Annotated in this window: 15 protein-coding genes; 6 read left to right on the forward strand and 9 right to left on the reverse strand. The window is 33.5% G+C overall.

Annotation, left to right across the window (positions count from 1 at the left end; translation table 11 throughout):
• Positions 1-145: 145 nt before the first annotated feature.
• The 7 genes from GON26_RS18140 to menD all read right to left on the reverse strand — a co-directional run bounded on the left by GON26_RS18140 (position 146) and on the right by menD (position 8,258).
• Positions 146-1,348, reverse strand: coding sequence for a tetratricopeptide repeat protein (locus GON26_RS18140; RefSeq protein WP_160376186.1), 1,203 nt, complete (start codon positions 1,346-1,348; stop codon positions 146-148).
• Between the two features lie 91 nt (positions 1,349-1,439).
• Positions 1,440-1,952, reverse strand: a complete 513-nt coding sequence (locus GON26_RS18145; protein WP_160376187.1) for a hypothetical protein — start codon at positions 1,950-1,952, stop codon at positions 1,440-1,442.
• Between the two features lie 207 nt (positions 1,953-2,159).
• Positions 2,160-2,837, reverse strand: coding sequence for a metal-dependent hydrolase (locus GON26_RS18150; RefSeq protein ID WP_160376188.1), 678 nt, complete (start codon positions 2,835-2,837; stop codon positions 2,160-2,162).
• A 30-nt stretch (positions 2,838-2,867) separates the two neighbouring features.
• Complete coding sequence (gene menA / locus GON26_RS18155; protein ID WP_160376189.1) at positions 2,868-3,830, reverse strand: 1,4-dihydroxy-2-naphthoate octaprenyltransferase; 963 nt, start codon at positions 3,828-3,830, stop codon at positions 2,868-2,870.
• A gap of 163 nt (positions 3,831-3,993) precedes the next feature.
• Positions 3,994-4,827 carry a 1,4-dihydroxy-2-naphthoyl-CoA synthase gene (locus GON26_RS18160; protein WP_017498510.1) on the reverse strand — a complete coding sequence of 278 codons (834 nt, stop codon included), beginning with the start codon at positions 4,825-4,827 and terminating at the stop codon, positions 3,994-3,996.
• Between the two features lie 785 nt (positions 4,828-5,612).
• Positions 5,613-6,470 (reverse strand): CvfB family protein, encoded by an 858-nt coding sequence (locus tag GON26_RS18165; RefSeq protein ID WP_160376190.1) that lies wholly within the window; start codon positions 6,468-6,470, stop codon positions 5,613-5,615.
• Positions 6,471-6,596: 126 nt separating this feature from the next.
• The gene (gene menD, locus GON26_RS18170) at positions 6,597-8,258 is read right to left on the reverse strand and encodes a 2-succinyl-5-enolpyruvyl-6-hydroxy-3-cyclohexene-1-carboxylic-acid synthase (protein ID WP_160376191.1); all 1,662 of its coding nucleotides are present in this window, start codon (positions 8,256-8,258) and stop codon (positions 6,597-6,599) included.
• A 173-nt stretch (positions 8,259-8,431) separates the two neighbouring features.
• On the opposite strand from menD, the gene GON26_RS18175 reads away from it, so the two are divergent.
• The 3 genes from GON26_RS18175 (at position 8,432) to GON26_RS18185 (ending at position 11,143) form a co-directional block, all read left to right on the forward strand.
• The gene (locus GON26_RS18175; RefSeq protein WP_160376192.1) at positions 8,432-8,929 is read left to right on the forward strand and encodes a GNAT family N-acetyltransferase; all 498 of its coding nucleotides are present in this window, start codon (positions 8,432-8,434) and stop codon (positions 8,927-8,929) included.
• 103 nt (positions 8,930-9,032) lie between these two features.
• Positions 9,033-9,947: a prolyl aminopeptidase gene (gene pip, locus GON26_RS18180; protein ID WP_160376193.1), complete on the forward strand. Its 915-nt coding sequence runs from the start codon at positions 9,033-9,035 to the stop codon at positions 9,945-9,947.
• Between the two features lie 608 nt (positions 9,948-10,555).
• Positions 10,556-11,143 (forward strand): DUF4142 domain-containing protein, encoded by a 588-nt coding sequence (locus GON26_RS18185; RefSeq protein WP_160376194.1) that lies wholly within the window; start codon positions 10,556-10,558, stop codon positions 11,141-11,143.
• A 62-nt stretch (positions 11,144-11,205) separates the two neighbouring features.
• On the opposite strand, the gene GON26_RS18190 is transcribed toward GON26_RS18185, so the two are convergent.
• Both GON26_RS18190 and GON26_RS18195 read right to left on the reverse strand, forming a co-directional pair.
• Entirely contained in the window at positions 11,206-11,718 is a 513-nt protein-coding gene (locus GON26_RS18190) for a hypothetical protein (protein WP_160376195.1), read from the reverse strand.
• Positions 11,719-11,994: 276 nt separating this feature from the next.
• Positions 11,995-12,753 carry a LuxR C-terminal-related transcriptional regulator gene (locus GON26_RS18195; RefSeq protein WP_160376196.1) on the reverse strand — a complete coding sequence of 253 codons (759 nt, stop codon included), beginning with the start codon at positions 12,751-12,753 and terminating at the stop codon, positions 11,995-11,997.
• 415 nt (positions 12,754-13,168) lie between these two features.
• Here GON26_RS18195 and GON26_RS18200 point away from each other — a divergent pair, with 415 nt between their 5' ends.
• The 3 genes from GON26_RS18200 to GON26_RS18210 all read left to right on the forward strand — a co-directional run bounded on the left by GON26_RS18200 (position 13,169) and on the right by GON26_RS18210 (position 14,862).
• Positions 13,169-13,570 carry a Crp/Fnr family transcriptional regulator gene (locus tag GON26_RS18200; protein ID WP_160376197.1) on the forward strand — a complete coding sequence of 134 codons (402 nt, stop codon included), beginning with the start codon at positions 13,169-13,171 and terminating at the stop codon, positions 13,568-13,570.
• Positions 13,571-13,644: 74 nt separating this feature from the next.
• Positions 13,645-14,487 (forward strand): acyl-CoA thioester hydrolase/BAAT C-terminal domain-containing protein, encoded by an 843-nt coding sequence (locus GON26_RS18205; protein WP_160376198.1) that lies wholly within the window; start codon positions 13,645-13,647, stop codon positions 14,485-14,487.
• A 123-nt stretch (positions 14,488-14,610) separates the two neighbouring features.
• Positions 14,611-14,862: an FUSC family protein gene (locus tag GON26_RS18210; RefSeq protein ID WP_160376199.1), complete on the forward strand. Its 252-nt coding sequence runs from the start codon at positions 14,611-14,613 to the stop codon at positions 14,860-14,862.
• Positions 14,863-14,910: the final 48 nt, after the last annotated feature.

Here is a 14,910-nt window from a genome sequence, read left to right on the forward strand (position 1 = left end):
TTTACTAATAACTATGAAAAATCCGCAATTATCTGTTTAATCAGTGTCAATCTGTGGTCTATTTTTTATTTAGTCCGCTTAGCAGATTGTTATGCTACAAAATTGACTTAAATTTTCTTATATCACTTATATGGTGAAAAACTTTTTAATGATATAAATTTTCTACTTTTTCAAAATCCTGTGATGGTAAACCTGCTTTTTTGAAATTGGCAAAGTCTGCTTTTGTTTTTTCTTTCCAGCTCAGACTGTCTGTCACGTTTTGATTTTGGTATTTTTTATAAATGGGTTTTGCCGAACTGTAATCGTCACTTACCAAATATGCGTGCGCCAGATTTAGTTTTACCAATAATTCGGTGTCGTCCAGCTTTTCTCCTTCTTTTAAGAATTTGATTGCTTTTGCATATTGTTTGGTTAAAATATAAGCGTAACCAATCGAACTGTAATCTAAAGCCGTCGCTTTTCCGTCAATGATTATGGTGTTTAGTTTTGGAATTGCCTCATTGTATTTTTGCAATCTTATAAGCGTATTGGCTTGCGTACGTAAATCGTTGTAAACATTTTTAGAAATATTAGCATCGTTGTAACAGGCGTTTCCAAAGTCTTTATAGATTTTAGTTTTCTCGATGGCAAGCAATTTTTCATATTCGGAATAACGATATTGCTTCATGATTTTCTCTAAAATACAAACACAAAAGTCATCTGAATCGGCCATTTTTTGCGCCATATTCGAGGTTTTGCACAAACCTACAATTTCGGTTTTATTATCCTGATTCCAACCACGATTGAGTTTTGTATCCACCCACGGCACCACTTCGAGAACGATTTTCTGACTTAAAAGCCAATTTTTACTTTCGAAACCAAACCATATCGCTCCTTTTGCTTCTTTTAGACAGGCAGAACTCTCCAGTGACAATCGTTTTGCATCTTTACTAACCGGTTCTTTTTGAGCATAACAGGCTTTGTCTGTTTCTCCGTCATCCTGATATTTTTTGGCATTTTCACCCGATGTAAAAAGTGCATAAGTACACTCGTCGTCACCGGAAATCTTAGACATCAAAAAAACAGCTCCGGCAGAACCCTGACTGATTCCGGTGGGATCCGGTATCGCTTTTAGAACCGAAACCAGGCTGTTTGCCATTTGCTGATTTTTGTCCAGAAGTGTAATTCTATAGACTATTTCGGTTGTTCCAACGGGTAAATCTTCGGTTTTAATTGTTATTCTGTCACGGGCAGAAACTATAATTTCTTTTGTAGTAGCGCGTTCTTTGTCCCAATAACCGTCTTTTTGAGCAAAAGTATTTTGAAAGATTGCTATAAAAAGAAGTAGTATTATTTTTTTGAAATTCATTGATGAAGTTTGTTTATAAATAATTGTAAAGGTTTGGAGCAAAATTCGAGCCTATTTTTTTTGCCACAGATTAAAAGGATTATAATGATTTTTATTCTTCGCTATTCTTCTCAATAAATTTTGCAAAATACTTTCCATTTGTAAAAAGTGAATAACCAATTATTGCTTTTATAAAATAAAAAATTAACCAGCTTGGATCGCGATATTCTCGAAACAATGTTTTTTGCTTAAGAAAATCATATATTCTAGATATGAACATTGGTACACTTTCAATTAAGATTAGAGCTCCCATTATAATGATTACAATCGTTAAAACTTGGGCAGGTTTTATATTTAAATCTATTTTATCTTCATTAAAATTTTGATTTAATTTTAATTTCTGAATTATCCAATCTGTTTTGAAGAGAAATATTCTAATAATGATAAAGTAAATAACTATTGAACCCAATAATATTCCCCAAACTTGCAATAAGGCTATAATATTAATACTTCCCTCAACGAATGATAACGTGGTGAAAAACTGTGGAATTATAGAAATGGAACTAAAAAGAATCCATAGACCAATAATTTTGAGCAAAATTTTCCAGAAAGTGTTTATTAACATGTTTTGTTATTTAATTTTTTTGCCTCGTATTACTTTAATTTACTTTGTCGATTTACTGACAGAGATTTCTCCTCCGTCGAAATGACAAGATTGTGAGAATTTCACATTCTTATGAAACCAAGTGCCCTAGCCCCGATAGAAGTGGAAATCCTTTTGTGCCGGGGTTCGGCACAAAAGATTGCAACGGATAGCGGGATTAGCTCCTGATTACAATTCTATAGATTCTCCTATTTCTAGTAACATTAAATCTTTTCCTTTATCGAAAAATTTGCGGATAGCGTCTTCGTGATTGATTTCGATGTAACCGAAAGTATCGTAATGATAGCCCAGGATTTTATCGCAATCGATAAAATCTGAGGCAATGATAGCATCTTCGATATCCATGGTAAAATTGTTTCCGATTGGGAGAATGGCTAAGTCGAGTTTGGTGCGCATCGGGATTAGTTTCATATCCATTGTAAGGGCTGTGTCGCCTGCAATATAGATATTTTTGTGCTCGCTTTCGATAACAAAACCGCCTGGATTACCGCCGTTTGTTCCGTCTGGAAAAACGCTGGAGTGAATGGCTGTTACGTATTTTACTTTTCCGAAATCGAAATTCCAGCTTCCACCGTGATTCATTGGGTGCGCCTGATGTCCTAATTTCGCATAATAACTTGCAATTTCTGCATTTGAAACTATCGTAGCGTTTGTACGACTGGCAATGGCTTCGACATCTAAAATATGATCGCCGTGTGCATGCGTAAGCAAGATGTAGTCTGCTTTTAGCGTGTTTATATCCACAGATGAAGCTTGTGGATTTCCTGTGATAAAGGGGTCAACGATAATGTGTTTTCCGCCAACTTCGATTCCTAATGAAGCGTGACCGTAAAATGTGATTTTCATTTTTTAGTAATTTTAAGTTAAACGTAAATTTTATCTTCCGCCTAAAAACAGGTTTACGATGATGTCTGAAATTAATGAAATCATACACAATGTAAGCAATATAGAAAGCAAGAAAGTACTTAGTGCCAGTTTTTTTAATTCGGGATCTAATAGCTTAGGCTCTTGGTTTTTATAAACGGTAATTAAATGTTTAGTTAAAGGAATATAAGCCAATAAGAACAAATATTGATCGAAACGATAATCGCTTAAAACAGCAAAAACTACAACCAAAATCATGGCTGTGATAATTAGCGAAAAGTGATAAATTTTGGCTTTTGCTCCCCCAATTTGAACCACAATTGTGTTTTTTCCAGATTTTTTGTCGGATGCTTCGTCTCGCATATTGTTTAGATTTAAAACGCCAACGCTTAATAAACCAATTGCAATTGCAGGTAAAATAAGTAATGTCTCGATTTGTTTTGAGTACAAAAAGTTAACTCCCAAAGTACTTACCAAACCAAAAAATATAAAGACAAAAATATCTCCGAAACCTTTGTAACCATAGGCGGAATTCCCCACTGTATAACGTATTGCCGAAACAATGGCTGCGATTCCCAGCAATAAAAAAAAGATAGAATAGCCAAAATTGTTTTTTCCGAAAGCGAAATAAATCAATAAAATAGCGGACAATAAGGTCAAAGCAGCCGTGATAATGATTCCTTTTTTCATTTGTGGTGCTGTAATTACACCACTCTGAATGGCTCTTTTGGGACCGATTCTGTCTTCGTTATCGGTTCCTTTTACACCATCGCCATAATCGTTGGCAAAATTGGATAAAACTTGTAAACCGAGCGTAGTCAGCATAGCAAAACCAAAAACGGTCCAGCTAAAAACTTGTGTAGGCGTGTAAACATCAGCAGTTGGGTTGGTTAGTGCGTAAACACTCCCCACGATAATTCCAGAAACTGATAAAGGCAATGTGCGCAAACGTGCGGCTTCAATCCAATGTTTCATTTATTTAATTTTAGATTTTAGAGTGTAGATTTTAGATTTATGAGATTCAATAATCTAAAATCTGCAAACTAAAACAGTATTACATATTATTTTTTAGGCTAAAATTTAGATTGTGAGTTTCGAGTTTCAAAAAAATCTGAAATCTAAACTCTAAAATCTAAAATTATGGTAACCACTTATTCTCTCCAAAGTTTGGTTTTCTTTTTTCGAGGAAAGCATTTCTACCTTCTTTTGCTTCTTCGGTCATGTAGGCTAAACGGGTTGCTTCGCCGGCAAAGACTTGTTGTCCAACCATTCCGTCATCGGTTAGGTTCATCGCGAATTTTAGCATTTTAATAGATGTTGGTGATTTTTGTAGAATTTCCTGTGCCCACTCATAAGCAGTAGCTTCAAGTTCATCATGTGGAATTACGGCGTTTACCATTCCCATGTCCATCGCTTCCTGAGCAGAATAATTTCTTCCGAGAAAGAAAATTTCACGTGCTTTTTTCTGACCGACCATTTTTGCTAAATAGGCAGAACCGTAACCACCATCAAAACTAGTAACATCCGCATCTGTTTGTTTAAAAATAGCGTGTTCTTTACTTGCCAGAGTCATGTCGCAAACTACGTGCAAACTATGTCCGCCGCCTACAGCCCAACCCGGAACAACAGCAATGACTACTTTTGGCATAAAACGAATAAGACGCTGTACTTCGAGAATATTCAGACGATGCTGACCATCTTCACCCACATATCCCTGATGTCCACGAGCATTTTGATCGCCACCGCTGCAAAAAGAATACACGCCATCTTTGGTTGATGGTCCTTCGGCAGAAAGTAACACTACTCCTATCGAAGTATCTTCTTGTGCGTCGTAAAAAGCCTGGTACAATTCTGAAGTTGTTTTAGGACGAAAAGCATTTCGAACATTTGGTCTGTTGAAAGCAATTCTGGCAACTCCGTTACATTTTTTATAGGTGATATCTTCAAATTCTCTGGCAGTAATCCAATCCATTTGTATTTATTATTTTAAAAATTTAATAGTGTAAAAATAAACCATTTTTTACATTTTCAGGTACACTTTGATGTCTAAGTAATCGTAAAAATCATGCTCTGATGAAATAAATATAACTTAGTATATAAATATAACATTATTTAACATTTTGATTCGAAAAAAATTATGTAATTTTACACCCTAGAAATCAAGTAGATACATTTTATTTTTCTTGCTTCTAGGATTGATTTTCTTTCACTGATTTATTAACCTAAAAAATGATTTTTTTGAGAAAATTTAAAAAACTTGTCGCTCATTTTTTAATGGTTTTTAATTACAAACCTTCAACTAATGAGCAAATGATGTTTTCGTTTGTTGAAACTTCAAAAAGGAGATAGTAACACCTAAGGTTAAACGCTAGAATTGTTGAAATTTTTAGTATCAAATTGATTACGAAAAGAGGAAAAAATACTAATACAACTTTCTAAAAGTTATTTTATAAACCAAATGGGTCTGCCGTGAAATTTAATTTTTGCTTTTAAAATAAATGCTTACCTCATTTAAAGACATACCGTTTAAAAAGTAATTTCTAAAATTTTTAAAGCTTTTACTTTTTAATAATTTCGAATAATTTTATTTCTGTTTTTTTTTAATTACAATTTTTTTTAAAACTGAATAAAAAGGGAAAGGCTAACCGTAATGGTTAGCCTTTCTTGTGTTTAAATAAATTCCAAATTCTAAAATCCAAATCCTAAATTCTAAAATCTAATTATTGAGAATGAAATTGGAATTTGGAATTTAAAACACTAATTATCCTGAATAAGGTAAATTCCGTCTTCTTTAATTTCGATAAGTTTGTCTTTATACAAAGCACCAATCGCTTTTTTGAAGGTTTTTTTACTCATCTTCAAAACGGTTTTGATGTCTTCCGGATGCGAATTGTCATTCAGGCGTAAAAAACCACGGTTGGCTCTTAATTCATCAAGAATTTTCTCAGCATTAGGCTCAATACTTTGATAACCCTGCACTTGAAGCGCAACATCTATTTTGTTGTCAGGACGAATGTTTTTGATATATCCACGCATCCTGTCACCGGTTCTAATGGCATCGTCATACACTTCATCTTTATATAACAAACCTTTGTGTTTCTCGTTGATGATCACATTAATACCTAATTCTGTAATGTGCGAAACGATTAAATCAACTTCTTCTCCTTTTTCAACTGTAAGCTGGTCGTTAGTTAAGAATTGATTCAATTTGCTGGAAGCCACCAAACGATTTGTTTTTTCATCCATATAAAGGTACACCAAATAGCGTTTTCCTTTTTCCATAGGACGTGCCTGTTCTTTAAACGGAACCAGAATATCTTTTTCCATTCCCCAATCCATGAAAGCCCCAACCTGGTTGGTATAATTCACACGTAAAAGTGCAAATTCATTCAGTAAAATATACGGTTCAAGCGTGGTTGCTACCGGACGTTGTTCGTGGTCTAAATAAACAAAAACGATAAGTTCTTCGCCAAATTCAAATTCGTTTGGAACGTATTTGTTGGGTAATAAAATGTCGTGAATTCCTTCCGGATCTTTCTCTGGGTTACCCAAAAATAATCCCACTTTGGTATCACGTAATATAGTAAGGGTATTGTATTTTCCTATTTCAATCATATTCATTAAGGTTCTAAGCTGAAAAGCAGCTGAGTTTCTAAGCTGCAAATGTACGAAGTTTGAAAATGGTAAAGCAAAAAAGTTATGGTATAGACAAAAAGACTTAAATAAACTTTTAATCCTGTATTAAACCAATTCCTTAAAAAACTGTTTTAAAATTTTATCATTTTCTAAAGTGGGGGTAAAAATTTCCAGAATTGCAGGTTTTGAATTGTCATTATACAGCGCAATTAATTTTTCTTCCAAAGAAATTACATCATTGGCTACACTATAATTAAGATCGTACATTTTTGCCAAATGCTCTGCCGTTAAGTGGTGCGAGGTTTCGAAATACGTATTAAATACAGGTTTCTCTTCGTGACCCGGCAAAATCCTGAAAATACCTCCTCCTCCATTATTAACTAAAATAATTTTGAAGTTTTCAGGGATATAGCTATTCCATAAAGCGTTGCTATCGTATAAAAAACTAATATCTCCAGTAATGAAAACAGTTTGTTTAGGATTACCAACCGCTGCTCCTATTGCTGTTGATGTGCTTCCGTCGATTCCGCTGGTTCCACGATTACAGAACACTTCTATTGTAGGATCAATATCAATTAATTGTGCATATCGTATGGCAGAACTATTGCTAATCTGTAACTGACTGTTTTGTGGTAAAGAAGCTATGACTTTTTCAAAAACCTTAAAATCAGAGAATGGAATCGTATTCAGATATTCCTGCTTCTTAATTTTTCGCGATTCGTAGATGTTGCTGATTTTAGCAAAATAATCACTTTCTACCATAATAGTTTTAGCTAATAAATCGCTAAAAAAAGTATTCGGCTGCATTATAATATGTTTTGTCAGCGCATTAAAAGTATCGTAGGCACGTAAAGTATCAATGTGCCAATGGTGTTCCGGTTTATATTTTCGGAGGAAAGCCTTAATTCTTTTTGAAACAATCATTCCGCCAAAAGTGATTAAAATTTCGGGTTCAAATGCCTCAAATGCAGCATCATCAAAAGGAGTAATTAAAGTATCGATACTATTAACAAAGCTAGGATGATACAGGTTTGAAGTGGTTTCGGTCAGTACTACTATTGAAGGATCATTGGCCCAGTTTTCAATAATATCCGGATGAATTGTATGCGCTTCATTTACACCTACTAAAATCAGTTTGCGTTTGGCTGAATTCCATATAGAAATTATTTCATCAATGTTTTCTATGGTTTCAGGGGCTGCAATATGAGTTTCAGTCGTTATTTTTGGTTGTACCGATAATGTTTCAACGGTTTCATATAAAGGTTCTTCAAAAGGTGCATTGATATGTGCAGGGCCTTTTTGAAGTATAGCAGTCTCTATAGCTTTATTGATTTTTAAATCATTTTCTTCTGAAGCTTCTTCGGTTAAATTGGCATTGAAAACCGAATGATTCTGAAATACGTTTTGCTGACGAATGGTTTGTCCGTCGCCAATATCTATTTTGTTTTGCGGACGATCAGCAGAAATCACTAGGAAAGGAATCTGGCTGTAAAAAGCCTCTGCAACAGCCGGATAATAATTTAATAAAGCAGATCCCGATGTACAAACAACTGCCGTTGGCTGTTGGGTTTGCTGCGCAATTCCCAATGCAAAAAATGCAGCAGACCGCTCATCAGCTATGCTGTAACATTTAAAATTTGGATTTTGTGCAAAACCAATTGTTAGTGGAGCATTTCTGGATCCTGGAGAAATAATAATATTGGTGATTCCTTTGGCTAAACAAATTTCGATTATGCTTTGAGCAAGCGGTATTTTGGGGTAAATCATTCTTCTGGCGTATTATTTTTTAAAGAAAACCTAAAAATGAAAGATTTCTTTTTGATACTACAAAGTTACAAACTTCACATTTGATTTTGGGCATAAATAGCGAGATATTACCCCTGGATTTTAGAAAAAGAGAATATCTTTGTAAACGCATAAATTACTTCAAAAAAAACCAAATGAATCTAAAACTAAGACCCGCAACGCTTCAAGATCTGGAAAAAATACTAGCGATTGTTAATCATTCAATTTTGCATACGACATCGAATTATAGTTATGAAATTCAGACTTTAGAAGTACAAACTAAATGGTTTACGGATAAAATGGCTAAAAATCTTCCGGTAATTGTAGCTGATTTAGACGGTGAAGTGATGGGTTTTGGAAGCTACGGTTCTTTTCGTGAAAAAATTGGCTATCAATATACCGTAGAACATTCTGTTTATGTGGTTGAAGAAGCGATCGGTAAAGGTATTGGATCGCAATTACTAAAAGAGCTTATAAAATTAGCAAAAGAGCAAGGTTATCACGTAATGATTGGTGCTATTGATGCTGATAATGCCGGAAGTATTGCTTTTCATGAACGTTTTGGTTTTGTCATCACCGGAACAATTCGGGAAGTGGGTTATAAATTTGATCATTGGCTGGATTTGGTTTTTATGCAATTGATTTTGAAGTAGTTTTTTTTTAGCTTCAGAGGTACATAGGCACAAAGGTTCAGAGTTTTTTTGCTTTGGATATAAAATACAAGACCCTAATTTTTTTAAAATAAATTAAAAATTAATGCAAGAATATAAAATTCAGAAAGGGTATCTTCAGGTTAGTGAACTTCACAACATTTATTATGAAGTTTGCGGCAATGATGCTGCAGAACCTTACTTATTTGTTCACGGTGGTCCGGGAGCTGGTTTTTCTGAGCATGATAAACGTTTCTTTGATTTTGATAAACACAAAGTTATTTTCTTTGATCAGAGAGGAGCTTCAAAAAGTGAGCCTTTTGGGGAGATCAAAGAGAATACTACACAGGATTTAGTAAATGATATCAATACTCTTTTACTTCATCTGAACATTGATAAGATGGCTGTTTTTGGTGGTTCGTGGGGTACAACATTAAGTTTGGTGTTTGCAATTCAGAATCCGGATAAAATTAAAAGTTTACTATTGCGTGGCATTTTCTTAGGCAATAACAGCGCTATTGATCACTACTTAAACGGAGGTGTTGAAAAGGAATTTCCGAATGAATGGAAGCGTTTTAAACAAAATGTTCCGTTGGATACCCCTCAAACTATTGCCGAATATTATTTAGATCAAATGTTGCACGGAACACCCGAAAGCAAAGCCTTTTATTGTTATGAATGGGCTTTTTATGAGCTGTCTATTTTTAAAAAAGGAATAACAAAGCCCGAAATTGAACTCCTTCTAACAGAATTTCCGTATGAATCTTTAGCTATTATGGAAGCGCATTATCTAAGTAATGCTTGTTTTATAGATGAAGATTATATTCTAAATAATATTGAAGCTATAAAGGAGATTCCTACCGCAATTATTCACGGACAAAGTGATGCTATTTGTCCTGTTACAGATGCCATAGCACTACATAACAACCTGAACAATTCAGTATTGTATATTGAAGACGCAGGACATTCTGATTCTGAGACAGCTATTGAAAATCGAATCATGAAAATTTTAAGCAATTAATTTCATACTACCTTAAATTTTAAAATTTCAACAAATAGATTCCTTAATTTACGAAACACATTACCTCTTTTATAAAATACATCGCAAGATTTATAAAACACATCGCTAGTTTTACAAATGAGGAAGGTAGTTTTATAAAGTATATCGTAAGTTTTACAAAGTACACTGCTAAGTTTACAAAGTATGTTGCTAAGTTTATAAAGTATATCGTTAGGTTTACAAAATACATTACCATATTTACGAAACACATTGCTAAGTTTACAAATCATGTAGCTAGGTTTATAAAGTATGTAGCTTACTTTACAAAGTATGTTGCTAACTTTATAAAGTATATAGCTAGGTTTACAAATCATGTAGCCAGGTTTATAAAGTATGTAACTTACTTTATAAAACACATCGCAGGTTTTAGAAAATACAAAGCGTTATTTTTATTTTAAATAAAGTAATTTATTTTTTATTTCGCATAAGCTATAAATACAATACTTCCCTCCTAAATTCTTCTCTCCAAAAAAGGAATATTCAAATTCTGTAATATTATTCTAAAATCCTGTAAGAAAAACTACAGTTGTCTTGGTAATTTTACATCATAACATATAAACCACATAATCATGAAAAAGTTACTATCAGCAGGCAAAATCATTTTAGGTGCAGGGCTTATTATTATATTCTTAAATGCCTGTAAAAACGAAACAAAACAAGAAGATCCAAAAGAAGTAGCCGAAGATTCAAATGAAGCAAAATTTGACTCTATTGAAAATAAAAAAGATGATTCAGAATTTTTAGTTGATATTGCCGAAGTGAATTTGGCAGAAATAGAAATTGGAAAATTAGCTCAAATAAAAAGTACAAACCCCGAAGTAAAAAAGTTTGGTAAAATGTTAGTTGATGAACATACAAAATCAGCTTCGGAAGTAAGTGCTCTTGCAAAAAGCAAAAATTTTACTCTGCCTACTTCTATCACCGAAGATGGTAAAGAAGAATACAATAAATTAAACGAAAAATCAGGTCTTGATTTTGATAAAAAGTTTGCCGATATGATGATTGATGGCCATGAAAAAGCTATTGATGACCTAACTAAAGCATCAGAAAATGCAAAAGATGAAGAGGTTAGAGTTTGGGCTTCAAATAATATCGCTGGACTTACAGCACATTTGCAACATGCAAAAATGCTGAAACAAGATTTAGATAAAAAATAAATAAATTGGTTGTTAGTTTTTTGAGAAAAGGCTGTTCTGTTTCAGGGCAGCCTTTATTTTTTTTAAATAGTTATATCATTAAACTCATGCCAGTCTGTTGCTTCCACTCCTATTCCGTATGCTAAGACTTTTTTGAAAGTAAAGGGTTCGTAAACGTACACATAAGGATGTACATCATCAGCATAAATACTATCTCTTAGTTTACTGCTCATAAATAACCAGTAATCAGGAGGCATCATGATGGTTTTGTTTTCACGATTGCAATTTATGATATCTTCTTTGACCACTAATTTCCATTCTCCCAGCTGTACACAATAACCATCAGGAAGTTGTTCCATGTTCGAAAATTCATAACAAACAGCTGCCAGACTTCGTACTGCGCCTTTTATCAACAAATGGTTTTCATTTTCGATTAGCTCAATGTCTGAAAACATGGGCATCTTATAAACGGTTTCCTTGCTCATTTCGTTTACAATTTTATCCGCAGCAAATGCCCTGCGAAAACGCTGTTCTTGCGATTTCTCTTCAAAATAAGCATTTATAGTACCGGGAAAACTAAAAAAAGACAAACTCATGTCTGATTTTTTATATCTAATTGTTTTCTTTCTAACATTAAAAAAATATAAAGAATACCCTAAAATAAAAAATAACAATAAAAATATCTGGAGAATTAATGTTTTATCTGGCATATCGTTTTTGGATTAACTGACTATTTTAAATAGTTGATTAAAGAATAGAATGTTTAAAAACTAAAAAATCTATGTTGAATTGATTCTTTGTTTTAAACAAATTTAGACCATCTAAAAATCAAAAAAAATACCCCTTTTGGAGTATTTTCCTAAATAATCATTTTAAATTAATCCTTGAAGAATACACTTTTTTACCAGTTGGGCTGTGTTTTTAGAATCTGATTTAGCCAGGATATTGTTGCGGTGTTTATTTACGGTTAGGGCACTGATAAAAAGCTCTTCCGCAATTTCAGCATTACTTAAACCATTTGCGATAAGCTTAATAATATCAATTTCTCTTTTAGAAAATTCCTTAAAGTTCTGATCATTTTCATCAAGACTTAAATTTATAAAAGAGGGTTCCCCATTTAATCCGATAAGGGATATTTTGTAGGTATTCAAATTCGTAAGATGATCAATCCGGGTATGAATGTTTAACGACTTTCCGTAACCTCCGGCATCATCCATAGTTAGCATAAGGGCCTGATGATTGAATAAGGCATATTCTCCATCATGTAATCTGGCTCTGTGGCAATAACTAATTTTATAGGTCAATAATTTTTCTCTCCCAACATTCTCATAAAAAAACCGGGTTAAAAATGCTTCGGCCTTAACGACAAATTCTATGTCATCTGGATGAATTGCCCCCAGAACATCATTAAATGTTACCTTTTCAGGATCAAATCCGTGCATTTCAGATAAAGAAGGACTGATATTCGAAAGCGACATATCAAAAAAATCAATGATATAAAACGAAAATGGCCCGGTACTTATAATTGAATTTGTAAGTTCATCAAATGAAACCTGATTCGATGGCGCGGTTGTTTTAACTGTTCTGTTAGAAAACCAAACATTGTGTAGGTTTTGAATTTCAGGAAGCATAAAAATTGATTTATTTTGACAAATTAAACCGAATTAATCTTAAAAATCAAATCTTTTTAGCTATAAAACCTTTAAGTTAAACATTTTACAGTTTACACTCTTTTTATACTTCTGAAAGCTACGTTTTTATTTACAAATTAAAGAAAACGATCTTTTGATTGGGATTGATTGAGTATTTATTATAGAAGATTTTGGTATATTAGCCAGACTGATTACTTAAACAACAAACTATAAAAGAACCAAAATCGAACAGGCAAACGAAATAATCCGACACTTTGAAAAGTATATTAAACTGAGTGATACTTTAAAAACAGAGCTTTTAAACAGAATTGTTTTTAAGACTTTTAAAAAAGGAGAACTCATTCATGATGCTGATACTATTTGCACCAAAAGTTATTTTATTCAAAAAGGACTTTTGCGAACCTACTTTATCAAAGACGGAAAAGAAATCAGTGAATATTTTTGCAGCGAAGCCGAATGGGTCAATTCCCCACGCAGTTTTATGCAGAGACAACTCGATATCTATTATATTGACGCCATTGAAAATACGGATGTTTTTTGTCTGCATGTTAACGACTTAGGATTTCTGCTGGATAATTTCCCTGAAGTGGAACGCTACTCCCGCCTCTCTATGGGCACTGTTTTCGGGCATTTTGTTGAAAGAATTACCTCTTTACGATTTACTACTGCAAAAGAAAAATACGAGCATTTTTGTCTTACTTATAAAGATATTTATGCACGGATTCCCTTAGGGATGATAGCCTCTTATTTAGGGATCACGCAGGAAACGCTAAGCAGGATTCGGGCCGAAAAGTGATTTTTTGATATAGGTCAAAAATCCGGAAAAATTTAATACCCAACTTTGTATTTCAATATTTAAAAACAAACGAAATGCAAAATGTAAAATACTTCTTTTTTGGACTTCTGATGATAATCTCGTCCAACTCTTTTTCTCAAATTACTTTAGCAACGCCTAATGTTGAGAGTAAGTTATATTTAGGCGAAGGCAATAATCAACCATTAATTGTGGGGCTTGGCGGTTCAGAAGGCGGGAATGCCTGGTCAAGCGACTATTGGAAAAAAACCAGAGATCAGTTTATAGAGCAGGGTTACGCTTTTTTGGCAATTGGTTATTTTGGAGCCAAAGGAACGCCAGATACGCTGCAAAAAATTGCGATTGAAGATGTTCATTATGCCATAGAAGCTGCAACTAAAAATAAAAAAATAAACAAAAGAAAAATTGCAGTTGTTGGAGGTTCCAGAGGCGCAGATCTGGCTTTGCTTTTAGGAAGTTATTACCAGGATATTGATTGTGTTGTGGGAATAGTAGCCAGTAATGTAACCTTTCCGGGCAATACCAATCACTTCACAACTTCTACCTGGACTTATGAAAATAAGGAATTACCTTTTGTACCCGTGAATGATGAAGCCATTCCTTTTTTGATGAAAGGTGATTTACGAGGCACCTTTACAGCCATGCTAAAAGATACCATTGCAGTAGAAAAAGCCGTGATAAAAGTAGAAAACATAAAAGGTCCCATTTTGCTGCTTTCGGCAACGAAAGACAAAATTTGTCCTTCAACCCCTATGGCTGAAAGTATGATGGTACGACTCAAGGCCAACAAGTTTAAGTATTATTCTGAACATATTGCAATTGATGGTGGGCATACTGAACCATTAAAACATTTTGATTTGGTTTTTAAATTTTTAGAAACCAATTTTAGGGAGAAATAAATGCAGATAATAACATATTACGCTAATTTCCAATATATTTCCTATTTTCGTTAAGAATATCAATAGTATTTAAAGTGCTAAGATTGCTGAAACACTGAAAAAATAATTGAATAAATAACAGAGATGAAACAAAGAAACCTATCAGAACTGACAGATCAGGAATTATTACAAGAAGCTAAAAAAGCAAAAACAGCTTCGATAACGGATGCTTTACTTATTGGGTTTCTTATAGGAGTTATTTTCTACAGCATTATTAAAAACACTTGGGGATTTTTAACACTCATTCCTTTGTTTTTGGTTTATAAATTAATCAATAAACCAAAGCATAATAAAGAGGAATTAGAACAGCTTTTGAAAGAACGAAATTTGAAATAAAAAAAGCCTCCAAAATCAAATGACTTTGGAGGCTTTGTAAATTCTGCA

This window comes from Flavobacterium hydrocarbonoxydans (genome assembly GCF_009789235.1).
Lineage (GTDB): Bacteria > Bacteroidota > Bacteroidia > Flavobacteriales > Flavobacteriaceae > Flavobacterium > Flavobacterium hydrocarbonoxydans.

Bases quoted from the DNA above. Each gene is read 5' to 3' on its own strand.
- GON26_RS18140 (WP_160376186.1), bottom strand. From the start codon at position 1,348: ATGAATTTCAAAAAAATAATACTACTTCTTTTTATAGCAATCTTTCAA.
- GON26_RS18145 (WP_160376187.1), bottom strand. From the start codon at position 1,952: ATGTTAATAAACACTTTCTGGAAAATTTTGCTCAAAATTATTGGTCTA.
- GON26_RS18150 (WP_160376188.1), bottom strand. From the start codon at position 2,837: ATGAAAATCACATTTTACGGTCACGCTTCATTAGGAATCGAAGTTGGC.
- menA (WP_160376189.1), bottom strand. From the start codon at position 3,830: ATGAAACATTGGATTGAAGCCGCACGTTTGCGCACATTGCCTTTATCA.
- GON26_RS18160 (WP_017498510.1), bottom strand. From the start codon at position 4,827: ATGGATTGGATTACTGCCAGAGAATTTGAAGATATCACCTATAAAAAA.
- GON26_RS18165 (WP_160376190.1), bottom strand. From the start codon at position 6,470: ATGATTGAAATAGGAAAATACAATACCCTTACTATATTACGTGATACC.
- menD (WP_160376191.1), bottom strand. From the start codon at position 8,258: ATGATTTACCCCAAAATACCGCTTGCTCAAAGCATAATCGAAATTTGT.
- GON26_RS18175 (WP_160376192.1), top strand. From the start codon at position 8,432: ATGAATCTAAAACTAAGACCCGCAACGCTTCAAGATCTGGAAAAAATA.
- pip (WP_160376193.1), top strand. From the start codon at position 9,033: ATGCAAGAATATAAAATTCAGAAAGGGTATCTTCAGGTTAGTGAACTT.
- GON26_RS18185 (WP_160376194.1), top strand. From the start codon at position 10,556: ATGAAAAAGTTACTATCAGCAGGCAAAATCATTTTAGGTGCAGGGCTT.
- GON26_RS18190 (WP_160376195.1), bottom strand. From the start codon at position 11,718: ATGAGTTTGTCTTTTTTTAGTTTTCCCGGTACTATAAATGCTTATTTT.
- GON26_RS18195 (WP_160376196.1), bottom strand. From the start codon at position 12,753: ATGCTTCCTGAAATTCAAAACCTACACAATGTTTGGTTTTCTAACAGA.
- GON26_RS18205 (WP_160376198.1), top strand. From the start codon at position 13,645: ATGCAAAATGTAAAATACTTCTTTTTTGGACTTCTGATGATAATCTCG.
- GON26_RS18210 (WP_160376199.1), top strand. From the start codon at position 14,611: ATGAAACAAAGAAACCTATCAGAACTGACAGATCAGGAATTATTACAA.